Annotated in this window: 21 protein-coding genes; 10 read left to right on the top strand and 11 right to left on the bottom strand. The window is 69.4% G+C overall.

The genetic code is table 11. The features are described 5' to 3' along the window. Window positions 1-16: 16 nt before the first annotated feature. The 3 genes from cydB to hisC form a co-directional block, all read right to left on the bottom strand. On the bottom strand, window positions 17-1,021 hold the full coding sequence (gene cydB / locus ACWD5F_RS19265) for a cytochrome d ubiquinol oxidase subunit II (RefSeq protein WP_451255737.1): 1,005 nt from the start codon (window positions 1,019-1,021) through the stop codon (window positions 17-19). A gap of 18 nt (window positions 1,022-1,039) precedes the next feature. After that, window positions 1,040-2,548: a cytochrome ubiquinol oxidase subunit I gene (locus tag ACWD5F_RS19260; RefSeq protein ID WP_451255736.1), complete on the bottom strand. Its 1,509-nt coding sequence runs from the start codon at window positions 2,546-2,548 to the stop codon at window positions 1,040-1,042. A 225-nt stretch (window positions 2,549-2,773) separates the two neighbouring features. After that, on the bottom strand, window positions 2,774-3,853 hold the full coding sequence (gene hisC, locus ACWD5F_RS19255; RefSeq protein ID WP_451255734.1) for a histidinol-phosphate transaminase: 1,080 nt from the start codon (window positions 3,851-3,853) through the stop codon (window positions 2,774-2,776). Between the two features lie 428 nt (window positions 3,854-4,281). Here hisC and ACWD5F_RS19250 point away from each other — a divergent pair, with 428 nt between their 5' ends. The 4 genes from ACWD5F_RS19250 to ACWD5F_RS19235 all read left to right on the top strand — a co-directional run bounded on the left by ACWD5F_RS19250 (window position 4,282) and on the right by ACWD5F_RS19235 (window position 8,561). Further along, window positions 4,282-5,394, top strand: coding sequence for a LacI family DNA-binding transcriptional regulator (locus ACWD5F_RS19250; protein ID WP_123999019.1), 1,113 nt, complete (start codon window positions 4,282-4,284; stop codon window positions 5,392-5,394). A 200-nt stretch (window positions 5,395-5,594) separates the two neighbouring features. Then, complete coding sequence (locus ACWD5F_RS19245) at window positions 5,595-6,680, top strand: metallophosphoesterase (RefSeq protein ID WP_401720107.1); 1,086 nt, start codon at window positions 5,595-5,597, stop codon at window positions 6,678-6,680. Window positions 6,681-6,873: 193 nt separating this feature from the next. Further along, a complete protein-coding gene (locus tag ACWD5F_RS19240; RefSeq protein ID WP_401720110.1) occupies window positions 6,874-7,737 on the top strand; it encodes a hypothetical protein in 864 nt (287 codons plus the stop codon). A gap of 149 nt (window positions 7,738-7,886) precedes the next feature. Next, entirely contained in the window at window positions 7,887-8,561 is a 675-nt protein-coding gene (locus ACWD5F_RS19235; protein ID WP_451255731.1) for a response regulator, read from the top strand. A gap of 9 nt (window positions 8,562-8,570) precedes the next feature. Here the strand turns inward: ACWD5F_RS19235 and ACWD5F_RS19230 are convergent, their stop codons facing one another. Beyond that, window positions 8,571-9,791: a sensor histidine kinase gene (locus tag ACWD5F_RS19230; protein ID WP_451255729.1), complete on the bottom strand. Its 1,221-nt coding sequence runs from the start codon at window positions 9,789-9,791 to the stop codon at window positions 8,571-8,573. A gap of 188 nt (window positions 9,792-9,979) precedes the next feature. Next, window positions 9,980-11,782 (bottom strand): phosphomethylpyrimidine synthase ThiC, encoded by a 1,803-nt coding sequence (thiC, locus tag ACWD5F_RS19225; RefSeq protein ID WP_451255727.1) that lies wholly within the window; start codon window positions 11,780-11,782, stop codon window positions 9,980-9,982. Window positions 11,783-12,045: 263 nt separating this feature from the next. On the opposite strand from thiC, the gene ACWD5F_RS19220 reads away from it, so the two are divergent. Next, window positions 12,046-13,821 (top strand): YibE/F family protein, encoded by a 1,776-nt coding sequence (locus ACWD5F_RS19220; RefSeq protein ID WP_451255725.1) that lies wholly within the window; start codon window positions 12,046-12,048, stop codon window positions 13,819-13,821. Between the two features lie 163 nt (window positions 13,822-13,984). On the opposite strand, the gene ACWD5F_RS19215 is transcribed toward ACWD5F_RS19220, so the two are convergent. The 4 genes from ACWD5F_RS19215 to ACWD5F_RS19200 all read right to left on the bottom strand — a co-directional run bounded on the left by ACWD5F_RS19215 (window position 13,985) and on the right by ACWD5F_RS19200 (window position 16,841). Next, complete coding sequence (locus tag ACWD5F_RS19215; protein ID WP_451255723.1) at window positions 13,985-14,422, bottom strand: SsgA family sporulation/cell division regulator; 438 nt, start codon at window positions 14,420-14,422, stop codon at window positions 13,985-13,987. A 110-nt stretch (window positions 14,423-14,532) separates the two neighbouring features. Continuing rightward, the gene (locus ACWD5F_RS19210) at window positions 14,533-15,267 is read right to left on the bottom strand and encodes an IclR family transcriptional regulator (RefSeq protein WP_451255984.1); all 735 of its coding nucleotides are present in this window, start codon (window positions 15,265-15,267) and stop codon (window positions 14,533-14,535) included. 851 nt (window positions 15,268-16,118) lie between these two features. After that, a complete protein-coding gene (locus ACWD5F_RS19205; protein ID WP_123999010.1) occupies window positions 16,119-16,331 on the bottom strand; it encodes a DUF5326 family protein in 213 nt (70 codons plus the stop codon). Window positions 16,332-16,523: 192 nt separating this feature from the next. Next, complete coding sequence (locus tag ACWD5F_RS19200) at window positions 16,524-16,841, bottom strand: cupin domain-containing protein (protein ID WP_451255720.1); 318 nt, start codon at window positions 16,839-16,841, stop codon at window positions 16,524-16,526. Window positions 16,842-16,900: 59 nt separating this feature from the next. Here ACWD5F_RS19200 and ACWD5F_RS19195 point away from each other — a divergent pair, with 59 nt between their 5' ends. The 5 genes from ACWD5F_RS19195 (at window position 16,901) to ACWD5F_RS19175 (ending at window position 20,630) form a co-directional block, all read left to right on the top strand. Then, complete coding sequence (locus ACWD5F_RS19195) at window positions 16,901-17,278, top strand: phage holin family protein (protein WP_401720123.1); 378 nt, start codon at window positions 16,901-16,903, stop codon at window positions 17,276-17,278. 7 nt (window positions 17,279-17,285) lie between these two features. Beyond that, window positions 17,286-17,777 carry a low molecular weight protein-tyrosine-phosphatase gene (locus ACWD5F_RS19190; protein ID WP_451255718.1) on the top strand — a complete coding sequence of 164 codons (492 nt, stop codon included), beginning with the start codon at window positions 17,286-17,288 and terminating at the stop codon, window positions 17,775-17,777. Beyond that, window positions 17,774-18,928 (top strand): cystathionine gamma-lyase, encoded by a 1,155-nt coding sequence (locus ACWD5F_RS19185; RefSeq protein WP_451255716.1) that lies wholly within the window; start codon window positions 17,774-17,776, stop codon window positions 18,926-18,928. The genes ACWD5F_RS19190 and ACWD5F_RS19185 overlap by 4 nt, the downstream gene beginning before the upstream one ends. Before the next feature lie 228 nt (window positions 18,929-19,156). Beyond that, on the top strand, window positions 19,157-20,059 hold the full coding sequence (locus ACWD5F_RS19180; protein ID WP_451255714.1) for a LysR family transcriptional regulator: 903 nt from the start codon (window positions 19,157-19,159) through the stop codon (window positions 20,057-20,059). Between the two features lie 88 nt (window positions 20,060-20,147). Next, entirely contained in the window at window positions 20,148-20,630 is a 483-nt protein-coding gene (locus ACWD5F_RS19175; RefSeq protein ID WP_401720135.1) for an NUDIX domain-containing protein, read from the top strand. 49 nt (window positions 20,631-20,679) lie between these two features. Here the strand turns inward: ACWD5F_RS19175 and ACWD5F_RS19170 are convergent, their stop codons facing one another. Both ACWD5F_RS19170 and ACWD5F_RS19165 read right to left on the bottom strand, forming a co-directional pair. Then, window positions 20,680-22,113 (bottom strand): globin domain-containing protein, encoded by a 1,434-nt coding sequence (locus ACWD5F_RS19170; protein ID WP_451255712.1) that lies wholly within the window; start codon window positions 22,111-22,113, stop codon window positions 20,680-20,682. A 297-nt stretch (window positions 22,114-22,410) separates the two neighbouring features. Next, on the bottom strand, window positions 22,411-23,043 hold the full coding sequence (locus ACWD5F_RS19165; protein WP_451255710.1) for an HAD family hydrolase: 633 nt from the start codon (window positions 23,041-23,043) through the stop codon (window positions 22,411-22,413). Window positions 23,044-23,148: the final 105 nt, after the last annotated feature.

Genomic DNA, 23,148 nt, shown 5'->3' with positions numbered 1-23,148 from the left:
ATGCCCCACCTCGGACTCAGTGCGCGGCGTCCGCGATGTGCTGCGTACCGATCCGCTTACGGAACACCCAGTAGGTCCAGCTCTGGTAGAGCAGCACGATCGGGGTGGCGATCCCCGCGCACCAGGTCATGATCTTCAGGGTGTACGGGCTCGACGAGGCGTTGGTGACCGTGAGGCTCCAGTCCGCGTTGAGCGAGGACGGCATGACGTTCGGGAAGAGCGACAGGAAGAGCATCGCGACGGCTGCCACGATCGTGACGCCGGACAGCGCGAACGCCCAGCCCTCACGCCCGGCCGCGGTCGCCCCCAGCGCGGCGAGCAGCGCCACCACCGCCACGACGAGCGCGACCAGGCTCTTGCCGTCACCGTTGTCGACCTGCGTCCAGAGCAGGAAGACCAGCGCGAGGGCAGCAGTCAGGACGCCGACCTTCAGGGCCAGTCGCCGCGCCCGCTCCCGGATGTCCCCCACGGTCTTGAGCCCCGTGAACACCGCCCCGTGGAAGGTGAACAGCGTCAGCGTCACCAACCCGCCGAGCAGGGCGTAGGGGTTGAGCAGGTCGCCGAGGTTGCCGACGTACTCGAAGTCCTTGTCGATCTTCACGCCCCGGACGATGTTGCCGAAGGCCACGCCCCACAGGAAGGCGGGGAGCAGCGAGGTCCAGAAGATCGCGGTCTCCCAGTTGCGCTGCCAGTTCTCCTCGGGCCGCTTGGCGCGGTACTCGAAGGCGACTCCGCGCACGATCAGGCAGACCAGGATGAGCAGCAGGGGCAGGTAGAAGCCGGAGAACAGGGTGGCGTACCACTCGGGGAAGGCGGCGAAGGTCGCGCCGCCGGCCGTGAGCAGCCACACCTCGTTGCCGTCCCAGACCGGCCCGATGGTGTTGATCAGCACGCGCTTCTCGGTGCGGTTCCGGGCGAGCAGCTTGGTGAGGATGCCGACCCCGAAGTCGAAGCCCTCCAGGAAGAAGTAGCCGGTCCACAGGACGGCGATGAGGACGAACCAGACGTCGTGAAGTTCCATGACTCGATCTCCCTGGGCCTAGTACGAGAAGGCCATCGGCTTGTCGGCGTCACGGGTGTCGCCGCCGATCTTCGTGGGCGGGTTGAGGTCGGCCTCGGTGAGTTCGGGCGGTCCGGCCTTGACGTACTTCACGAGCAGCTTGACCTCGATGACGGCGAGGATCGCGTAGAGCGAGGTGAAGACGATCATCGAGGTGAGGACCTCCCACTGGGAGACCCCGGGGGAGACCGCGTGCCGGGTCTGCAGGACGCCATAGACGACCCAGGGCTGGCGGCCCGTCTCGGTGAAGATCCAGCCCCAGGAGTTGGCGATCAGCGGGAAGCCGAGGGTCCAGATGGCCACGAGCCAGTACAGGCGGCCGAGCTTGGGGCTGAGGGCCTTGTTGCGGAAGAGGACCAGGTTCGGGATCTCGTCGTCGGCGACCCGCAGGTGTTGCGGCAGCAGGAACTTCTTGCGGGTCAGCCAGAGTCCGACCAGGCCGATGGCGAAGGACGCCATGCCGAAGCCGATCATCCAGCGGAACGCCCAGAAGGCGACCGGGATGTTGGGCCGGTAGTCGCCGGGACCGTACTTCTCCTGCTCGGCCTTGTTGGTGTCGTTGATGCCGGGCACGTAGGAGGTGAAGTCGTCGTCGGCGAGGAAGGACAGTATCCCGGGGACGGACAGCTCGACGGAGTTGTGGCCCTTGCTGACGTCGCCGTACGCGAAGATCGAGAACGGCGCGGAGTCCTGGCCGTCCCACAGCGCCTCGGCGGCGGCCATCTTCATCGGCTGCTGCTTGAACATGACCTTGCCGAGGGTGTCGCCGCTGACCGCGGTGAGCAGGCCGGCGATGGCGACCGTGATCAGGCCGAGCCGCAGCGAGCTCTTCATCACGGAGATGTGCTTCTTGCGGAACAGGTGGAAGGCGGCGATGCCGACCATGAACGCGCCACCGGTCAGGAAGGACGCGCTGAGCGTGTGGAAGGCCTGGGCCAGCGCGGTGTTCTGGGTCAGGACGAGCCAGAAGTCGGTGAGTTCGGCACGCCCCTTGGCCTCGTTGATCCTGTAGCCCACCGGGTGCTGCATCCACGAGTTGGCGGCGAGGATGAAGTACGCCGACAGGATCGTGCCGATCGAGACCATCCAGATGCAGGCCAGGTGGATCTTCTTGGGCAGCTTGTCCCAGCCGAAGATCCACAGACCGATGAAGGTCGACTCGAAGAAGAAGGCGATCAGCGCCTCGAAGGCGAGCGGGGCGCCGAAGATGTCACCGACGAAGCGCGAGTAGTCGGACCAGTTCATACCGAACTGGAACTCCTGCACGATGCCGGTGACGACACCCATCGCGATGTTGATCAGGAAGAGCTTGCCCCAGAACTTCGTCGCCCTGAGGTACTTCTCCTTCTCCGTGCGCACCCAGGCGGTCTGCAGGCCGGCCGTGAGCGCGGCGAGCGAGATCGTCAGGGGGACGAAGAGGAAGTGGTAGACGGTGGTGATGCCGAACTGCCAGCGCGCCAGTGTCTCCGGCGCCAGAGCCAATTCCACGTCGTCAGTCTCCTTATGTCGCCGTGGTCACAGCGGCAGTTTGCCCCCTTTGTCACATACAAAGTGGAGCAATGGGACACGCTTGTGAACGCGTTCACATTCACAAGCAAGTATGACGCATGACAGTTCGACTCCGGGCGGGTGGGGCCCCCTGACGGGCAAAGGGGACCCACATCACATCGGCGGACCACTACGGGAGGCTGGGGTTCCGGACACCGCCGGAGGCTAGAGCTCCTTGCGGAACGCCTCCGCCACCTTCAGGAAGATGTCGTTCGCCTCGGTCTCCCCCACCGTGATCCGCGCGCCCTCGCCGGCGAACGGCCGGACCACGACCCCGTGCTGCTCGGCGGCCGCCGCGAAGTCGAGCGTGCGCTCCCCCAGCCGCAGCCACACGAAGTTGGCCTGGGTCTCGGGCACCGTCCAGCCCTGGCCCCGCAGCGTCTCGACCACGCGGTGGCGCTCGCCGACCAACGAGCCGACCCGGCCGAGCAGTTCGTCCTCGGCCCGCAGCGAGGCGACCGCCGCGTCCTGGGCGAGCTGGCTCACGCCGAAGGGCACCGCCGTCTTGCGCAGCGCCGCCGCCACCGGCTCATGGGCGATCGCGAAGCCGACGCGCAGACCGGCGAGCCCGTACGCCTTGGAGAAGGTCCGCAGCACGCAGACGTTGGGCCGCTGCCGGTACAGCTCCACCCCGTCCGGCACCTCGATGTCCCGGATGAACTCGCGGTAGGCCTCGTCCAGGACGACGAGCACGTCACCGGGCACCCGGTCCAGGAACCGCTCCAGCTCGGCCCGCCGTACGACCGTGCCCGTCGGGTTGTTGGGGTTGCAGACGAAGATCAGCCGGGTCCGCTCGGTGATCGCGTCCGCCATCGCGTCCAGGTCGTGCACATCGCCCGGGGTCAGCGGCACCGGCACCGCCGTGGCACCGCTGATCTGCGTGATGATCGGGTACGCCTCGAAGGACCGCCAGGCGTAGATGACCTCGTCACCGGGGCCCGCGGTCGCCTGCAGCAGCTGCTGGGCGACACCGACCGAGCCGGTGCCGGTGGCCAGGTCGGTCAGCGGGACGCCGAACCGGTCCGACAACTCGTTCATCAGACCCGTGCAGGCCATGTCCGGGTAGCGGTTGAAGGAGGAGGCCGCGGCCGTCACGCTCTCCAGCACACCGGGCAGCGGCGGATACGGGTTCTCGTTGGAGGACAGCTTGTACGCCACCGGCCCGCCGGCGGCCGCGGGCTTGCCCGGCTTGTAGGTGGGGATACCCGCCAGCTCGGCGCGCAGCTTGGGGCTCGTCTCGCTCACCGCAGTCCTCCTCGCGACCACCGGCGGACCCGTCGCCACCACCGGCTTCCAATACTTCTCACCTTATGAGGATTCGCCGCCGGTGCGTACAGCCGAGGCTCTTCCTGATCAGACCTCATCCGCCACATCCGCATCACGGGCATCAGGGCACGAAGGATGACGAATCGGGGGGCGCAAATACATATATCTATGCACCGGTGGCTCACGCCGTGGCGCGCATCACCCGTGCAGGTGAGTTGAGACCTCTTCGAGACATCGGGGAGTTGGCAGGCTCATGCGTGCCGACAAGTCACGTAGTGCCATTGGATCGTTCAACTGACTTTGTTTCAAAGGTAGTTGACGCTAAATGACCATGCAGAAACGTGCCTGTCAACGCGTGCATATGCGTCCGCCCTACCCGACCGCATGAGCCCTACTATCGGCTCGCCATGACAGCAGCAGGGAAGCACCAGGTGAGCCGCGCGGAAACCTCACGTCGAGGGAGCAGGCCGGGCCGGGCGGGCATCAGAGACGTGGCCGCCGCCGCCGGAGTCTCCATCACGACCGTCTCCGACGCCCTGAACGGCAAGGGCAGGCTCCCGGACGCCACCCGTCGCCACGTCCGCGAGGTCGCCGACCGGCTGGGCTACCGCCCGTCGGCCGCCGCCCGCACGCTCCGTACCGGCAAGTCGGGTCTCATCGGCCTGACCGTGACGACATACGGGGATGAACCTTTCACCTTCACCGAGTTCGCTTACTTCGCGGAGATGGCCAGAGCCGCCACCTCGGCCGCGCTCGCCCGCGGCTACGCGCTGGTGATCCTCCCTGCGACCTCGCGCCACGACGTGTGGTCGAACGTCGCCCTGGACGGCACGGTCGTCATCGACCCCTCCGACCAGGACCCGGTGGTCAGCGAACTGGTCCGGCAGGGTTTACCGGTCGTCTCCGACGGCCGCCCGGCCGGCTCGCTCCCGGTCACCGCGTGGGTCGACAACGACCACGAGGCCGCCGTACTCGGCATCCTCGACCACCTCGCCGACGCCGGCGCCCGCCGCATCGGTCTGCTGACCGGCACGACCACGGACACCTACACCCGGCTGTCGACCACGGCGTACCTGCGCTGGTGCGAACGCGTCGGCCAGGACCCGGTGTACGAGGAGTACCCGGCGCACGACCCGTGCGCGGGCGCCGTCGCCGCCGACCGGCTGCTCGCCCGCCCGGACCGTCCCGACGCCGTCTACGGCCTGTTCGATCCCAACGGCACCGATCTGCTCGCCGCGGCCCGGCGCTACGGACTGCGCGTACCGGACGACCTGCTTCTGGTCTGCTGCAGCGAGTCCACCGTGTACGCCAACACCGAGCCGCCGGTCACCACGCTCTCGCTGAAGCCTCGTCGCATCGGCACCGCCGTGGTGCAGCTCCTCATCGACGCGATCGAGGGGGTCGAATCGGACCAACCGGTCGAGCAGGTGATACCGACGGAGCTGATCGTGCGCACCTCGTCCCAGCGGCGTCCCCCGCGCACGACGGTCAGCCCTCCGAGGTCACCCGAGAAGGGGTAGGTCGCCCGTCACCCGGGGTGGTCCAAGCCCTGCCCAATCGGGGCGAAAGCCGCGGTGAACCGGCCTCTTGCTCCGATTCACCACCCCTGGGTCATCACATGGCGCGATCGGCATTCCTATGATGGGCCCACGACACCGCGGGCCGCTGCGACCAGGCAGTCCGAAGCGGTTCAGATGCGGCGTGATGGTGGAGGGGTCTGATGACTCAGGGGGCCGGTCAGGGACCCGAGGCGGAGCGGGCGGCGACGCTGCGCGACTTCCGGGTGCCGGCGTACGTCCACGAGACCGGTCCGTACGGCGACACCACGCACCCGGGTGATGTCGCCGTACCCGTCGAGGAGGCGGCCGACCACCCCGACGGGTACACGCCGACCCGGCGGGACCTGCCCGTCATCAACCGCGGTGACACGCTTCAGGTGCCTGTCGACCCCGCCTTGCTGGCCGCCCCGGACCGCGAGGAAGGCGCCGCGGGGCCGCTCTTCGTCGTCGGTGACGTGCACGGCTACCTCGACGAACTGCTGGCCGCCCTCCAGGAGCGGGGTCTGATCGACTCCGCGGGCAACTGGAGCGCGGGCACCGCCCGGCTGTGGTTCCTCGGCGACTTCACCGACCGCGGCCCCGACGGCATCGGCGTCATCGACCTCGTGATGCGGCTGTCCGCCGAGGCGGCGGCGGCCGGCGGCTACTGCAAGGCCCTCATGGGCAACCACGAGTTGCTGCTGCTCGGCGCCAAGCGGTTCTCCGACACCCCCGTCAACTCCGGCGCGGGCACCGCCACCTTCCAGGCGGCCTGGCTGCTCAACGGCGGCCAGAAGACCGACATGGACCGCCTCCAGGACCACCATCTGCAGTGGATGGCCCGCCTCGACGCCGTCGAGGAGGTGGACGGCTATCTCCTCGTCCACTCGGACACCACCGCCTACCTCGACTACGGCGACTCGATCGAGGCGGTCAACGACACCGTCCGCGAGACCCTCACCCGCAACGACGCGGACGAATGCTGGGACCTGTTCCGCAAGTTCACCAAGCGGTTCTCCTTCCGCGACGAGGGCGGCGCGGACGCCGTGCGCTCGCTGCTGGACATGTACGGCGGCACCCGCATCGTGCACGGCCACAGCCCGATCCCCTACCTGCTGGGCGAAGTCGGCTCCGAGGAGAGCGAGGAGGAGCCCCGGCCGTTGGTCGAGGGACCGCACATCTACGCCGACGGACTGGCCATCGCGATGGACGGCGGCGTGACCATGGCCGGAAAACTGCTGGTCCAGCAACTGCCGCTGGAAAACTAGACGTTCACAGGGCAGGCAGCCGCCCACATCGCGACCGCGAAGAACAGCGCAGGCCAGGGCCCAATTTCTGGAAACCCCCTGTCACCCTGTGCCGTCGCCGCTCTACCATCGGCTTATCCGTAGCAGGCTCCCCTCCGTTTCTGCCCGACGGCTCGTTGGCATGCGAGCCCCAAGCCCTACGGAGCATCGGGGGATGCACATGAACAGCGTTCCGCAGCACCTGCACAGCGAGGACCGCCAAGAGTACGAGCGGATCCTCGACGAGGCGCTGCGCTCCGCCCCTACCCGCCCGGAACTGGCCGCTGTCGGACAGCGGCTGAACCCCGAACAGCTGCGCACCATGGCGCTGAACGCCACCGCCCTCATCACGGTGGCCGCCGCGACCGAGTACCAGCACTACGTGAAGGTCCGCGAGGAACTGCGCCAGCCGGCGTCGTCCACCCCGTCGTCCACCCGCGAGACCGGCTCGGCCGAGTCGGGCGTGGGTGCGATGGGGCTCGCCACCACCCTGGGGGAGGCAGCCGAAGGGGCGGGCGCCGTCGCCGTCGCCGCGGTCCTCACCCCCGTCCTCGCCGGCACGGCCGCGGCGATCTTCCTGCTCGTGGGCTACATCCTCAAGATGCTCACCCCCGAACCGGCCTTCGCCCAGACCATGCTCACCGCCGGATGGGTGTTCGGCGCCATGACCGCGGCCGCGATCCTCGTCGCCGCCGTCGGGCTGCTGCTCACCGCACTGCGCAACAGGCCCTCGCTCGAGACCGGCCTCTACGGCGAACTCGGCGAGGAGGTGACCCGAGCCAGGGAAGCCTGGCGCGAGGCCCTCCTGGAGCGCGGCATCCTGCCCTTCCTGCGAGACGCGCTGGCCGATCCCGGCACCGCCGTGGCCCTGCACCCCACGGCACCGTCGGCACCGACCGGCCGCATCCCGCACCTCGGCTACGACCGCCCGGGCTTCACCAGCCCGGACGACGGCCCGGCCGCCGGCCCACGCCCGAGCTTCACGAGCCCGGACTACACCAGCCCGGACTTCGGAGGCCCGGACCACCAGCCGGAGTAACCCTCGGCTTGCGCCCTCCGCCTCGACAGACCCCTTCGGGGGAGCGCAAGCCGAACACTCGTTCTGTCGGCCGAATGACCGACAACCGTGCGTGAGAACCGTGGGCACGGTCGACGTGGCCGTCGCTCACGCCGTGGTAGGAACGGGCAGTGGCCGATACACGGATCACTGTGGTGATCGCCGACGACCAGCAGCTGGTGCGCACCGGATTCAGTCTGATCCTGGGGGCGCAGCCGGACATCGACGTCGTCGGCGAGGCGGCCGACGGCGTGGAGTGCGTCGAACTGGCCCGCAGGCTGCGCCCGGACGTCGTGCTGACCGACATCCGCATGCCGCGCCTGGACGGCCTGGACGTGGTGCGGCAGTTGGCGGGGCCGGGAGTGGTCGATCCGCTGAACGTCGTCCTGATCACCACCTTCGACCAGGACGACTACGTACGGACCGGGCTGCGGAACGGCGCGTGCGGGTTTCTGCTGAAGGACGCCTCACCGGGGTTGCTGGTGGAGGCGGTGCAGGCGGCGGCCCGGGGGGACGCGCTGGTGTCGCCGGCGGTGACGGTGCGGCTGCTGCGGCGGCTGGAGGAGAACGAGCGCGGCTCGGCGTCGGGGGACGCGGGGGTCGGTGGGCTCAGTGGGCGTGAGCTGGACATCGTGCGGCTGGTCGCGGTGGGGCGGACGAACCAGGAGATCTGCGACGAGCTGTTCCTGTCGCTGTCGACGGTGAAGACGTATCTGGCGCGCATTCAGGCCAAGCTCGACGCCCGCAACCGGGTGGAGGTCGCCGCGTGGGCCTGGGAGCACGGCGCGGTGCACCGGCCCCGGTGACGCCGGCTGTCAGCGCCTGAGCCGGTCGGCCCGGAGGGTGTCGGCGGCGGGCACGGCCAGGGGGAAGGCGGCCTGGACCTGCCAGCCGCCGTGGGGGAGGGCGCCGGTGGTGAGCGTGCCGTCGAGTGCCTCGACGCGTTCGCGCAGACCCAGCAGTCCGAAGCCGCCGCGGCCTCCGGCGGGTACGGCGGCCCGGTGACCGGGGGCGGTGTTGGTGACCGTCACCTCCAGCCAGGCGGGGTCGGCGTTCAGGTGGACGGCCGTGCGGGCGCCGGGGGCGTGGCGGCGGACGTTGGTGAGGGCCTCCTGGACCAGCCGCTGCACCGAGAGTTCGACCTCGGGGCTCAGGCGGGCGGTGCGGGCCGCCGCCGTGACCTCCAGCCGGGCCGGTGTGCCCTCGCCGGCGGCGGTGGAGTGGGCGGAGACCAGGTCGGCGAGTTCGGTGAGCAGGTCGCCGGGGCGCAGGGCGGCGTGGTTGTCCTCGCGCAGGACGCGTACCAGGCGGCGCATCGACTCCAGGGTCTCCGTCCCCGACCGGGCTATCTCGCGCAGGATGGGCTCCACCTTGGCGGGGGCGGTGGCCCTGATGGTCAGCGCCGCGTTGGCCTGGACGATGATGCCGGTCATGTGATGGGCGATCAGGTCGTGCAGATCGCGGGCCAGGGCCAGGCGTTCGGTCTGGCGTACGTCGTGCACGGCGCGTTCCCTGCGGACCTCCAGGGAACGGATGGCACAGCCCACGACGACGCAGATCGCCAGGGCGATGGTCAGGACATAGCCGCCGGCGACGAACACCTCCCATGACCCGCTGCGCAGCGGCACCGCGAGGATCGCGACGATCACGGTGAGGGTGTACGCGGTCGCGATTCCCGGCCGCCAGGAGTGCCCCGTGGTGTGCACGACGAGGACGAGCAACCCGGCTGTCTCCAGCGTCCCCCACCACCCCAGGTCGGAGGGTTCGATCATGGTCCAGACGGTCATCGCGAGAGAGATCGCCACCGCGGCGGCGACGCGCCTGACCAGGCCTGCCGAGCGCGGCAGGCCGAGGGCGAGCAGCCCGACCAGCGGACCGGTGACGTACACGGGCAGCCAGGTGGTGGGCGATCCGTAGGGATCGGCGCTCCTGCTGAGCAGGGCGAGGTCCGCGGTCCAGGTGAGCACGAACGCGATCAGGCTGCTGACCTTGAGCAGCCGACCGGCGGCCGGGTTGAGCAGGCGTTTCCAGTCCACGCGGTTCAGCGTAGGAGCGCGGGTCCGATCCGGTGTCGGCCGAATGACCGACAGCCCGATGGGCGGTCGGATACCGCTGCGGTGGTGCCGGTGACGAGGGGGCAGCCCACGCGGTCCGCCCCCTCGTCACCCTGTGGCCGTCAGGGCTCAGCCTTGAACCTTCAGCCCTGACTCCTCAGCCCTGAGCCTCAGTCGGCGATCGGCAGGTAGACCCGGTTGCCCGCCGCCGCGAACTCCTTCGACTTCTGGGCCATGCCCTCCTCGACCTCCGCCCTGGTCCCGCCGTGTTCGCGGCGGATGTCCTGGGAGATCTTCATCGAGCAGAACTTCGGCCCGCACATCGAGCAGAAGTGGGCCGTCTTGGCAGGCTCCGCCGGCAGCGTCTCGTCGTGGAACTCCCGCGCGGTGACCGGGTCCAGGGCGAGGTTGAACTGGTCCTCCCACCGGAACTCGAAGCGGGCGTCGGACAGCGCGTCGTCCCAGTCCTGCGCGCCGGGGTGTCCCTTGGCGACGTCGGCGGCATGGGCGGCGATCTTGTAGGTGATGACGCCGGTCTTGACGTCGTCACGGTTGGGCAGACCGAGATGCTCCTTGGGCGTGACGTAGCAGAGCATCGCCGTCCCCCACCAGGCGATCATCGCCGCACCGATACCGGAGGTGATGTGGTCGTACGCGGGCGCGACGTCCGTGGTCAGCGGGCCGAGCGTATAGAACGGAGCTTCATCGCAGATCTCCTGCTGAAGGTCGATGTTCTCCTTGATCTTGTGCATCGGGACATGTCCCGGGCCCTCGATCATGGTCTGTACGTTGAAACGCTTCGCGATCGTGTTGAGTTCCCCGAGCGTCCTCAACTCGGCGAACTGCGCCTCGTCGTTGGCGTCCGCGATCGAGCCGGGCCGCAGGCCGTCGCCCAGCGAGTACGTGACGTCGTAGGCGGCGAGGATCTCGCACAGTTCCTCGAAGTTCTCGTAGAGGAACGACTCCTTGTGGTGCGCCAGGCACCACGCGGCCATGATCGAGCCGCCGCGCGAGACGATGCCGGTCTTGCGGTTGGCGGTCAGCGGGACGTACGGGAGGCGCACGCCCGCGTGGACCGTCATGTAGTCCACGCCCTGCTCGGCCTGCTCGACGACCGTGTCCTTGTAGATCTCCCAGGTCAGCTCCTCGGCCCGGCCGTCGACCTTCTCCAGCGCCTGGTAGAGCGGCACCGTGCCGATGGGGACGGGGGAGTTGCGCAGCACCCACTCGCGGGTGGTGTGGATGTTGCGGCCGGTGGACAGGTCCATGACCGTGTCGGCGCCCCAGCGGGTCGCCCAGGTCATCTTCTCGACCTCCTCCTCGATCGAGGAAGTGACCGCCGAATTGCCGATGTTGGCGTTGACCTTCACCAGGAACCGCTTGCCGATGATCATCGGCTCGATCTCCGGGTGGTTGACGTTGGCCGGCAGCACCGCGCGGCCCGCCGCGATCTCCTCGCGGACCACCTCGGGCTCGACCTTCTCCCGGATGGCCACGTACTCCATCTCGGGTGTGATCTCGCCCCGTCGCGCGTAGGCGAGCTGGGTGACCGCGCTGCCGTCCCGGCTGCGGCGCGGCTGGCGCGGTCGCCCGGGGAAGACCGCGTCGAGGTTGCGCAGACCGCCCCGCGGGGAGGTGTGCTTGATCCCGTCGTCCTCGGGACGGACGGGACGACCCGCGTACTCCTCGGTGTCGCCGCGGGCGATGACCCAGTTCTCCCGCAGTGGCGCCAGTCCGCGGCGCACGTCGGTGTCGACGAGCGGATCGGTGTACGGGCCGGAGGTGTCGTACAGGGTGACCGACTGCCCGTTGGTGAGGTGCACCTGACGGACCGGCACGCGCAGATCGGGGCGCGAGCCCTCGACGTACCCCTTGTGCCAGCCGATGGACTTCCCGGTCTCCGTGGACTTTTGGCCCTGAACGGGCGGTTCGTCCTGGCTGGAGACAGGCGTGCTTGCGTCCTTGATGGTCATGAGACCTACTCCCTACGCCGGCATTACCCGGTAACAGGTTCAGCGGTCGACGCAGCGGCTTCCGTCTGTCGACGCTTCGTGTGAAACATCACTCGACTCGATTTCCGTCGACTGACGTTCCACGTGAAACATCGCTGGGACGAAGGTCAGCGCCCTCTCAGCCCGGTGCTCCGAGCTCCCGCGTGTGCAAAGGTGCCTCCACGCTAGCGTCAATTCGGGCGCGGTGAACAGAGGGCCTCTTTCGTTCTTGCGATGATCGGGCGGTGACCACCACGAATCAGCCTCCATACCCGCCACCGGACCCGCGCCGCGGCCCGGGCCCCGGTCATGGCCCCGGCGGTGGCCCCGGGCGGGGGTACAGCGAGGGCACCAACGGCCGTGGATACGGTGGTGGTTTCGACGGCAATTCCGGTGGCGGCTTCAGTGAAGGCACCGGCGGCGACTTCGGCGGGAGGCCTGGTCAGGGGCCCAACTCGGGTGGTGGGCGCGGTCAGCGGCCCTCCTCGGGAGACGGCCGCGAGCAGAGACCTCACCCGGACGGCGGGCACGGCCAAGGGCACGGCCACGGGCATGGCGCCGGGGACGGCCACGACCACAGTCACGGCCAGGGTTCAGGTGATGGACACGGGCACGGGCCCAATCCCGGCGATGGGCACGGGCCCGGCTCCGGATCCGGCTCCGGCGGTGGTCACGGACACAGTCACAGCCACGGCCCCGCGGCCCCCGTCTCCAAGCACCTGCGCAAGGTCATCGCCGCGATCCTGATCCCGTTCACCGCGGCCGTGGTGGTCGGGCTCGTGGTGCTGTGGCCCGGCGGCGCCCCCGCGCACGAGCGCACCGGCGTCGGCTTCGACCGGCAGACCCAGCAGGCGACGGTCACCAAGATGCAGAGCCTGAGCTGCAAGTCGGTGAACGCCTCGTCCGGTTCGTCGACCGGCGACACCTCCACCGCCGAGGGCAGCTCCGCCCAGCAGGAGGAGAACGGCACCTGCAAGAAGGCGACCATCCGCATCGACACCGGCAAGGACAAGGGCCGTACGTTCACCGAGATCGTGCAGCCGGACCAGTCACGCCAGTTGCACAAGGGCGAGAAGGTCGTCGTCGCCTACGAGCCCTCGGCGCCCAAGGACCTCCAGTACTCGGTCACCGACGTCAACCGCCGGATCCCGATGGGCGTGCTCGCCGGCATCTTCGCGCTCGCCGTCGTGGTGGTGGGCCGACTGCGCGGCATCATGGCCCTGGTCGCCCTGGCGATCAGCTTCATGATCCTGAACTTCTTCATCCTGCCCGCGATCCTCCAGGGCTCGAACCCGCTGCTCGTGGCGGTGATCGGGTCCAGCGCCATCATGCTGATCGCCCTGTACATGTGCCACGGTCTGTCCGCCCGAACATCCGTGGCGGTGCTGGGCACGCTGATCTCACTGGTGCTGATCGGCGTCCTGGGCTCGCAGTTCATCGGCTGGGCCGCGCTCACCGGCAACACCGATGACAACACGGGTCTGATCCATGGCCTGTATCCGTCGATCGACATGAGCGGTCTGCTGCTCGCGGGCGTCATCATCGGCTCGCTCGGTGTCCTCGACGACGTGACGGTCACCCAGACCTCCGCGGTCTGGGAGCTGCACGAGGCCAACCCCTCGATGGGCTGGCGCGGGCTGTACCGGGCGGGCATCCGTATCGGCCGCGACCACATCGCGTCCGTGGTCAACACCCTCGTCCTCGCCTACGCAGGCGCCGCGCTGCCGCTGCTGCTGCTCTTCTCGATCGCGCAGAGCAGCGTCGGGGCGGTCGCCAACAGCGAGTTGGTGGCCGAGGAGATCGTGCGGACCCTGGTCGGCTCGATCGGCCTGGTCGCCTCGGTGCCGGTCACCACGCTGCTGGCGGCCCTGGTGGTCTCGGCGGACCGCCCGACGGCGGAGAAGGCCGCGGTGACGGCTCCTGCCACGGGTCCGGTGCCCTCCTCGGCTCCGAATCCGGCGACCACCGACACCGCCCCCATCCAGACCCGCACGGGACACGGACGGCGCCGCAAGCGCTGAGTGGCCGAGAAACGCCTTCGCGGCGAAGCCGGGCCGGAGCAGGCAGGCGGGCAGACGGGCAGAGAAGAAGCGTTACTGCACAACCCCGCAGCGCTGGGCTGTCCGAACGCATCCCACCCACCGCGCACCCTGACACCGAGACACGCTGACACCGAGTCACCGATCAGCCCGCGCTCTGCTCCTCCGCCAGGATCCGGTCCAGCGCCTCGTCGAGATGGGCGTCGAAGTCGGCGAGCGCACCCTCCTGGCCGAGCGGCACCAGCTTGTCGGTGCGGTCGAGGAAGGCGATGACCGGCGCCGTCGACGACCGGAACAGCGCGTGGTCGCCGCCGACCTGAAGCCGGATCAGCAGCTCGCCCAGGGAGTCGGGGTCGGCGGGCGAGACCCGTACGTCCCCTTCTCCGGTCGGCCGGCCCACCCCGTCGATCAGCAGCTCGCGGCCGAAGGCCCACGTCACCGGGGCGTCGCCCGGCAGATGGAAGGTCAGCCGCACGGCATAGGGATCACAGGATTCGTAACTCAGCTCCACCGGGATACGGAAGGAGAGCTCCTCGGAGACGAGGAAGCTCATCATGACCTCTGCCTGTACGGACTCGCGCATCGCCTACCCCGTCACTACCCCGTCATATGCCACCGATTGGCCAGGAATGATCCCTCTGACACTGCTGGCATCTTGCTTAAAGTAGGCGACAGATCACAAGGAGTGAGTTTTCAGATACTGATAGAGATCGCCAGTGACCCCAGCAACCGCCCTACCTCGCTCTGCAGTTGCCGTGTCGCGGCCGCCAGCCGACCGGCCTGGTGCGAGGGCAGGGAAATGGCCATCGTGGCCGCCGTCGTGCCCACGGTGATGGGGACCGCCGCGCAGACCGTGCCCAGCGCGTACTCCTGCCGCTCGACGAGCGGTTCCATCCGCCGCGTCCGTTCGAGCCGCCTCAGCAGGGTGTGGTCGTCACGCACCGTGTACGGGGTGATCGACTGCACGGGGTAGCGGCCGAGGTGATCGCGGCGGGCGTCCTCGTCCAGTTGGGACAGCAGGCACTGCCCGATCGCGTGCGCGTGCGCGGTCTCGCGGAAGTCGGCCCACTCCTCGACCGCCGGATTGCCCGGGGTGTCGGAGACGCACATGACCTCGATCTCGCCGTCCCGGTACACGGCGTAGTACACGGGCACGCCGATCGCGTCCCGCCAGTGGGCCAGCGCGTCGACGATCGTGCTGCGACGTTTCTGCTGGGCCGCGCTGCTGCTCAGCCGCTCGGCCGCGTCACCGAGGAAGAACAGCCCCTTGTCCCGGCGCAGATAGCCCTCGTGCACGAGGGTGCGCAGCAGGTGATACGCCGTCGGGAGGGCGAGGAAGGTCTCGCGGGCGAGTTGCTTGGCGGGGGCTCCGTGCGGGTGGTCCGCGACGCATTCCAGGAGTCGCATCGCCCGCTGGACGGATCCGATGAGGGTGGCGGCGGCCTGGGGGTGTGGGTGCGGGGCCGGCGGTGCGGTGGGCGCGTGCCCCGATCGCGGGGACCCTGCGCGCTCGGATTCCGGGGATCCCGTGTGCACAGGTCCCAGAGGATTGGGGTGCCCAGGTTCCGAAAAACTGGCGGGCCCAGGTCCCGGAGGCTTGGCATGCCCGGGTCCCGGAGGGCTGGCGGCCCCGGAGTCCGGAGATCCCGCGCGCCCAGGTCCCAAAGGCCTGACGTGCCCGGATCCCGGAGGACCGGCGGGCCCGGAGTCCGGAGGACTGGCAGGCCCGGAGTCCGAAGACCCCGCGCGCCCAGGTCCCAAAGGCCTGACGTGCCCGAATCCCGGAGGACCGGCGGGCCCGGATACCGAAGACCCCGCGGCCCCGGGTCCCGCAGGACCGGCGGGCGCGGACCCCGGAGGACTTCCGTGCCCGGACGCCGGATGCGCAGTCTCCTGTTCAACCGCCGGAGGCATCGGCGCGCGTTCCTGTGTCGACGGGCCCGGCTGCTCGGGTGGGCGGATCGGGATCGGGCGTACCGGGGGCGGGGCCGCCGGCGGGGGTGTGGCTGGGGATGCGTGGGGGGTTGTCGTTGCGGTGCCGGTGTCTACCGTGGCCAAAGGTCACTCCCGGAGCGCGAGGGGGCAGCCCGTGCGGGGGAACACGGGTGGGGGTGTACGCCGCTCGCGGGGTCGTCCCCGCGTCGAATTCCGGACTCTAACCGTCCGTCACCGCGCGCGGACGGCCCGCCGGAAAACTTCCCTCGCGCGAGGGAACCGGTGATTCCTGTTACCGATCACCGGTGTCCCACGGGTTACCGATCACCCGTGTCCCACGAGCCTCACCAGTCGCTGCGCGACGAGGAGCTCGACGTGAACTTCCGTACGACGTAGATCAGTCCGCCGACCAGTGCCACGAAGACCAGTGCCTTGAAGAGCAGTCCGATGACGAAGCCGACCACGGTCGCTATCAGTCCGCCGAACACGACCAGGGCGATGACCGGCACCGCGATCCACTTCACCCACCAGGGCAGTGTCGAGAAGATCTCTCCCATAGCTGTCGTCCTTACCTCTCCGCCCGTCGCTGGTGCCGGGTCCGTCGATGACCCGGGCTTGTGACGCCGGATCCTTCTGTTGTCCTGCCTGTCGTCCTGCATTCGATGCTAGAGCCGGCAGGGGCCCCGGCGGAGGCCCGGCATCCCTTGTCCTCCCCTGATCGATCCCCTAGGGAACCCCGAGGCGCGGCCTCAGCTCTCGGGCGGAGAGAACACCACCACGACCCGCAGATCCTCGCTGATGTGGTGGAACTTGTGGGCCACCCCGGCGGGCACGTACACCACGCTGCCGCGCGCCACCTGGGTCGTCTCCATGCCGACCGTGATCGCGGCCCGGCCGCTGACCACGAAGTACACCTCGTCCTGCTGGTGCGGCTGCTGCGGGTCCTGGCTGCCCGCGTCGAGCGCGTACAAGCCGACCGACATATTCCGCTCGCGCAGAAACTGCAGGTAAGCGCCGTCGTTGGCGGCGCGCTCCGCCTCCAGTTCGTCCAACCGGAATGCCTTCATCGCTCTTGTCGCCCTCGTCCCACTGCTCGTTTCCGATCTCGTCTGCCACGATCAGACACATGAAGAATTTCGTAGTCAAGACGATCGCCAACGCGGGGGCCCTGGCGGTCGCCGTCTGGCTGCTCGACAAGATCACCCTGACCGGTGACAGCACGGGCAAGAAGGTCTGGACCCTGCTCCTGGTCGCACTGGTCTTCGGGGTGGTGAACTTCCTGGTGAAGCCGGTTCTGCAGGTGCTGACCTTCCCGCTGTTCATCCTGACGCTGGGCCTGTTCACGCTGGTCATCAACGCGCTGATGCTGCTGCTCACCTCGTGGCTGGCCGACAAGCTGGACCTGAGTTTCCACGTGGAAGGCTTCTGGACAGCCGTCCTGGGCGGTCTGATCATCTCCATCGTCTCCTGGGCGCTCAACGTCGTCCTGCCCGACGGGGACTGAGCAGGCGATGACGTATCGCGTCTGTTTCGTCTGTACCGGCAACATCTGCCGGTCCCCGATGGCGGAGTCCGTCTTCCGCGCCCGCATAGCGGAGGCCGGTCTCGCGGACCGGGTCGAGGTCGACAGCGCCGGTACCGGCGGCTGGCACGAGGGCGACGGCGCCGACCCGCGCACCGTCGCGGTCCTGGAGGAGCACGGCTACGAGGGCGAGCACACGGCCCGGCAGTTCCTGTCGTCGTGGTTCGACCGCCTCGACCTGGTGGTCGCCCTCGACGCCGGCCACCTCAGGGCCCTGCGCCGCCTCGCGCCCACTCCGGAGGACGCGGCGAAGGTGCGTCTGCTCCGCTCGTACGACCCCGCCGCAGGCGACGACCTCGACGTGCCGGACCCGTACTACGGGGGCCTGGACGGCTTCGAGGAGTGCCTTGAGATGGTGGAGGCGGCGAGCGAGGGCCTGCTCGCCGTAGTTCGCGAGCAAGTGGAGGGACAGGCGGCATGAGTGATTCCGCTGCGGGAGCGCCGATACACGGCGCCGGTGACGGCACGCGCGCGGTGAGGGCGGGGCTGCCCGAGCCGGTCAGGCACGAGCCGACCCTGCCCGGTCCGGTGTTCGCCGCCCACTTCCATCTGCCGGGCGAGGCGACCGGACCGTACAAGTACGGCCGGGACGAGAACCCGACCTGGACGCATCTGGAGCGCGCCATCGGCGAGCTGGAGGCGCCCGGGCGGGACGACGTCGAGACGCTCGTCTTCGCCTCCGGGATGGCCGCCATCTCGTCGGTGCTCTTCTCCCAGCTGCGCGCCGGCGACACGGTCGTCCTGCCCAACGACGGCTACCAGGTACTGCCCCTGGTGCGCGAACAGTTGGAGGCGTACGGCATCGAGGTGCGCACGGCGCCGACGGGCGGCGACGCCCAACTGGACGTGCTGGACGGCGCCAAGCTGCTGTGGATCGAGTCGCCCTCGAACCCCGGGCTCGACGTGTGCGACATCCGTCGGCTCGTCGAGGCGGCACACGCGCGTGGCGCCCTGGTCGCCGTCGACAACACCCTCGCGACGCCGCTGGGGCAGCGCCCGCTGGAGCTCGGCGCCGACTTCGCCGTGGCCAGCGGCACCAAGCAGCTCACCGGGCACGGTGACGTGCTCCTCGGGTACGTGGTCGGCCGCGACGGCGAGGCGATGACCGCCGTACGCCGGTGGCGGAAGGTCGTCGGCGCGATTCCGGGCCCCATGGAGGCCTGGCTCGCCCACCGTTCGATCGCCACCCTCCAGCTCCGTGTCGACCGGCAGTGCGCGACGGCCCTCGTGGTCGCCGAGGCGCTGCGGGAGCGGACCGAGGTGACCGGGCTGCGTTATCCGGGGCTGCCCGACGATCCCTCCCACAAGGTGGCCGCACGGCAGATGCACCGCTACGGGTGCGTGGTCTCCTTCACGCTGCCTACGCGCACGCGTGCCGACGCCTTCCTGGACGCGCTGCGGCTCGTGGACGACGCGACGAGCTTCGGCGGGGTGCGGTCCACGGCCGAGCGGCGCGGTCGCTGGGGCGGGGACGCGGTGCCGGAGGGCTTCATCCGGCTGTCGGTCGGCGCCGAGGATCCCGAGGACCTGGTGGCGGACGTGCTCCGTGCCCTGGACGAGTCGGCGCGGTGACCGGTTTACGGTCCTCCCGTCGACGGCCGCCTACGGACGAAGGACGGTCCGAGCCTCCCCCCTCGTGGCTCGGACCGCCCCCGGTTCCGCGCGCGAAGAACCGCGCGACCAAGGCTAGTTGACTCTGTGTCAGTGTCCAATCACAGTAGCGACAGAGACCTATCGACTTATTTATAGTTGGGCCCTGCCCGGGGCCGGGAGTGGGGCAGGGAAAGGGGAGGGCGTGCCATGGATCTGGCCTTGCTGCGCACTTTCGTGACCGTGCACCGGGCCGGCTCCTTCACTCGGGCCGCCGCGCTGCTCGGTCTGTCGCAGCCGGCCGTGACCTCGCAGATCCGCACGCTGGAGCGGCAACTGGGCCGCCCGCTGTTCCTGCGGCAGGCCCGTGGGGTGACGCCGACGAGCATCGGCGACGAACTCGCGCACAAGGCCGCCCCGCACCTCGACGCCCTCGTGGAGATCACCGAGACCGGCCTCGACGAGGACTCCTCCCTGCGCACCCTGCACCTCGCCGGTCCCCCGGAGTTCACCGCCGAGCGCGCGCTGCCCGCCCTCACCGGGCTGACCGGCGAGGACAGCCAGGGCTTCGCGCTGCGCACCTCGTTCGGGAACGCGGAGGAGACCCTGGAAGGGCTTGCCGCCGGGCATCACGATCTGGCCATCAGTACGGCCCGGCCACGGGGCGCGCTGCTCACGGCGACTCCGCTCTGCGACGAGGAGCACGTCCTGGTCGCCGCCCCGAGCCGGGCGGAGCGGATCCCCGGCAAGCCGCGCCGCAAGGGGGCGCCCGCGCTGGAGAACGTCCCCGTGATCGAGGTGCACGAGTCGCTGCCCTTCGTCTCCCGCTACTGGGCCGCCGTCTTCGACTCCCGTCCGGCCACCCCGGGCACGGTCATCGTGCCCGATCTGCGGGCGGTCCTCGCCTGTGCCGTCGCGGGCGCGGGACTCGCGGTGCTGCCCCGCTATCTGTGCGCCGCCGCCCTGGCGCGCGGTGACGTCCTGGCCCTGCACGAGCCCGCGGTCCCACCGCTGCGGACGTACTTCTTGGTGGTCCGCACCGGCACGTTGGCGATGCCCCATATCGCGCGGGCGCACGACTGGCTGTTGCGGTCGGCGGCCGACTGGTGCTGACCTGGCCTTTTGTCGCGACTACTCGGGGAGCTCGGTCGGTGACGCCCTGCGATGTTTCACGTGGAACCAGCCGGGCCACATTTCTCCCATGACCGTCCGACCCGTGGTCAAGCGCACCGCCCGTGCCGTTCTGCTCGACGGTGACTACCTGATCCTGATCAAACGCACCAAACCAGGCGTCGATCCTTACTGGGTAACCCCCGGTGGCGGAGTCGAGCCCGAGGACACAACCGTCGTCGAAGCCCTCCATCGCGAAGTGGACGAGGAACTCGGCGCCAAGATCACCGATGTGGTGCCCTGCTTCGTGGACACCGTCGAACACATCGGCAAGGACGCCGCCACGACCGGCGTGAAGGTGCAGCACTTCTTCGTCTGCCACCTGGAGTCCATGGACACGTCCCTGCGGCATGGCCCGGAAGTGGACGAGCCGGCCGGGGAGTACGAGATCGTCCGGGTGCCGTTCACCCGGGTCGGCATCGCCTCCGTCCATCTCGTGCCGCTGTCACTGCGGCACTACCTGGACGGGAACATCGAGGGCGTACGCGCGATGCACGCGCCCGACCTCGGCTGAGCCTGGCGCCGCGTCGGTCGGCGACGCCGAGGCAGCCGTTCGTGCCGTCTCAGTCGCCGGCTCCGACGAGTTCCTCCACCGAGTCGTGCCGGATGCGCTCCGGCGGGATCCCGACGCTCCTGAGCGCGTCCACACCGCTGCGGATCATGCCGGGCGGGCCGGAGAGGTAGGCGTCGTAGCCGCTCCAGGGCGCGTACTGGCGGATGGCGTCCGGCAGTTGGAGATGCGCCTGCTCGTCGATGATCGCGCGGACCGTGAGCCACGGGTGGGTCTGCTGGAGCCTGAGCATCGTGTCGATGTCGTACAGGTCGTGGTCGGTGCGGGCGCCGTAGAACACCTCGACCGGACGCCGTTCGCCGTGTTCGGCGACGTCCTCGACCATCGCCCTGATGGGCGCGATGCCGGTGCCGCCGCCCAGGCAGAGCAGGCCGCTGTCGGTCGTGTGGTCGACGGTCATCGAGCCCGCGGGCGGGCCCAGGCGGAGGATGTCACCGGGCCGGGAGCGGTGCACGAGCGCGTTGGAGACCCAGCCCGCCGGGACGGCCTTCACGTGGAACGTGAGCAGACCGTCGTGGCGAGGCGCCGAGGCGAAGGAGAAATGCCGCCAGATCCGCGGCCACCACGGTGTCTCCACGCTCGCGTACTGGCCGGCGAGGAAGGGATACGGCTGGTTGGGGCGGACCGTGAGGACGGCGACGTCCCGGGTCCTGAGGTCGTGCGTGACGATCTCGGCGTACCACCAGGCCGGGGCGCGCAGTTCGTCCGCGGCGGCCGCGTCGATCATGACCTGCGAGATCGTCGTGTACGTCCGCACCCAGGCCGCCTCCATCTCCGGGTACCAGACGGCCGACGCGTACTTGCTCAGCGCGCCGATGAGGCACTCGCCGACAGCCGGGTAGTGCTCGGGGCGCGTGCCGTACTTGCGGTGGCCGCGGCCGAGATTCTGCAGGTAGTCGACGAGGACGGGGGTGTTGTCGACGTGCTCGGCCGCGGTGAGCAGCGCCTTCAGCAGCCGGTCCCGCTGGGTGTCCATCGCCGCCGGGAACAGCGACCGGAGGTCGGGGTGGCGGACGAAGAGCAGCGCGTAGAAGTACGAGGTGACCTTGTCGGCGACCGGCGCGACCTCCGCCATCGTCCTGCGGATGAGGACGGCGTCCGGCGAGGCCTGCTCCGCACGGGTCGGTACGGCCGTCTGCGGGGCGGCGGGGGCGGGCTGCGGGGCGAAGGAGGTGGAGCGCTGGGCGGGGACGTACGGGTCGGCTGCGGGGGCCGGCGCGACCGGTTGCCCGGCGGGCTCCCGCTGTCGGCCCGGGTCGATGTCCGCGGTGGGTCTGCCGACCGGTCGCATCGCGGCGAGGCGATTGCCCTCGGATGCCTCGCGCTCACTGCCCTGGGGGGTCTCCGGCGGTGTGTGCGACGCGAACCAGCCGGCCCTGCCGCCGGACGTGCCGTTGTCGCCCGACGTGGTGGTCGGAGCGTCCATGGTGTGCCTCGCCTCGAACATCTTTCGGTCGGTCTGCGCACCTCCTCGATCGGAAGATGCCTGCTTCCCCCGCAGACGGCTTGCTTTCCCCGTTTCGCCCAGCGGCCAATGCAGCCACATTCAAACCGCGTTCACATTCCGTACGGACAAGTAAGCCGAGAGTGTGACATTGGCCGCAGTGCGCTCCGCGCCCCTGCTCCCGGCGAACCGGAGTCGACCATACCGGCCACCGCCTCGATCACAAGTCCGGCCTTCCATCACCACGAATGGAGCGGGTCGAACCATCAATTCCTTCAATTACCGGGCGTGGCGCACCAATTCATAGGCTTCCCACAGATCCATGCCCATGTACGAGTGTGTCGCGAGACCGGTCAGGTGGAGGTCCGCATTGACCGCCACGGAAGTCGACACCGCACCGAACAGGTCCTTGTCCGAGAATGAGTCGCCATAAGCGACGCAGTCGGCGGACGTCACTCCGAACTCCTCACACAGTCGCCCGGCGATCTTCACTTTGGCCGCGGCGTTGAGCACCCCGGCGGGATCCACGGGCTCGGTGAACGGCACGGCGGGGAACAGGGATCCATGCGCCGCGTGCGCACCCCAGCTGGTGAGCCGCTCCACGAAGAAGGAGGGAGAGAGCGAGACGACGGCGCAGTAGTCGCCCTCCTGCCGGATCGCCGCCCAGACCTCCCGGATCCGGCCCAGCCACGGTGCCTGCTCGAAGGCCGCCGCCACATGGGCCTCGGTGAGATCCGCCCAGAGTTCACGCACGCCGGCCGCGTACTCCGGCGGTCCGATCAGTCCCGCCGAGATCGCCTTGTCCAGAGCCACCGTCTCGGCTTCCAGACCCAACTGCCGTGAGATCTCCACGGGCGCCGAGGTGCCGTACAGCAACGTGCCGTCGAGATCGAAGAGATGAAGTCGCGCCATGGTCACCGAGACTAGTCCGGCGACGCGGCGGCTCTTCGGCGACGGTGTTTCACGTGAAACACCGGCCGTTGTCGGCTCCGTGTACGGCTGTCCACGACATGGCCA

The sequence above is a fragment of the Streptomyces sp. NPDC002499 genome (assembly GCF_053595415.1).
Note: the sequence above shows the minus strand (reverse complement) of the source record. Positions and strands in the feature narration are given on the sequence as shown.

Excerpts from the sequence above, each read along its gene's own strand:
- ACWD5F_RS19250 (WP_123999019.1), top strand. The coding sequence starts at position 4,282 with ATGACAGCAGCAGGGAAGCACCAGGTGAGCCGCGCGGAAACCTCACGT.
- ACWD5F_RS19240 (WP_401720110.1), top strand. The coding sequence starts at position 6,874 with ATGCACATGAACAGCGTTCCGCAGCACCTGCACAGCGAGGACCGCCAA.
- thiC (WP_451255727.1), bottom strand. The coding sequence starts at position 11,782 with ATGACCATCAAGGACGCAAGCACGCCTGTCTCCAGCCAGGACGAACCG.
- ACWD5F_RS19170 (WP_451255712.1), bottom strand. The coding sequence starts at position 22,113 with ATGGACGCTCCGACCACCACGTCGGGCGACAACGGCACGTCCGGCGGC.
- ACWD5F_RS19175 (WP_401720135.1), top strand. The coding sequence starts at position 20,148 with ATGACCGTCCGACCCGTGGTCAAGCGCACCGCCCGTGCCGTTCTGCTC.
- ACWD5F_RS19180 (WP_451255714.1), top strand. The coding sequence starts at position 19,157 with ATGGATCTGGCCTTGCTGCGCACTTTCGTGACCGTGCACCGGGCCGGC.
- cydB (WP_451255737.1), bottom strand. The coding sequence starts at position 1,021 with ATGGAACTTCACGACGTCTGGTTCGTCCTCATCGCCGTCCTGTGGACC.
- ACWD5F_RS19190 (WP_451255718.1), top strand. The coding sequence starts at position 17,286 with ATGACGTATCGCGTCTGTTTCGTCTGTACCGGCAACATCTGCCGGTCC.
- ACWD5F_RS19165 (WP_451255710.1), bottom strand. The coding sequence starts at position 23,043 with ATGGCGCGACTTCATCTCTTCGATCTCGACGGCACGTTGCTGTACGGC.
- ACWD5F_RS19185 (WP_451255716.1), top strand. The coding sequence starts at position 17,774 with ATGAGTGATTCCGCTGCGGGAGCGCCGATACACGGCGCCGGTGACGGC.
- ACWD5F_RS19195 (WP_401720123.1), top strand. The coding sequence starts at position 16,901 with ATGAAGAATTTCGTAGTCAAGACGATCGCCAACGCGGGGGCCCTGGCG.
- ACWD5F_RS19200 (WP_451255720.1), bottom strand. The coding sequence starts at position 16,841 with ATGAAGGCATTCCGGTTGGACGAACTGGAGGCGGAGCGCGCCGCCAAC.
- ACWD5F_RS19215 (WP_451255723.1), bottom strand. The coding sequence starts at position 14,422 with ATGCGCGAGTCCGTACAGGCAGAGGTCATGATGAGCTTCCTCGTCTCC.
- ACWD5F_RS19245 (WP_401720107.1), top strand. The coding sequence starts at position 5,595 with ATGACTCAGGGGGCCGGTCAGGGACCCGAGGCGGAGCGGGCGGCGACG.
- ACWD5F_RS19205 (WP_123999010.1), bottom strand. The coding sequence starts at position 16,331 with ATGGGAGAGATCTTCTCGACACTGCCCTGGTGGGTGAAGTGGATCGCG.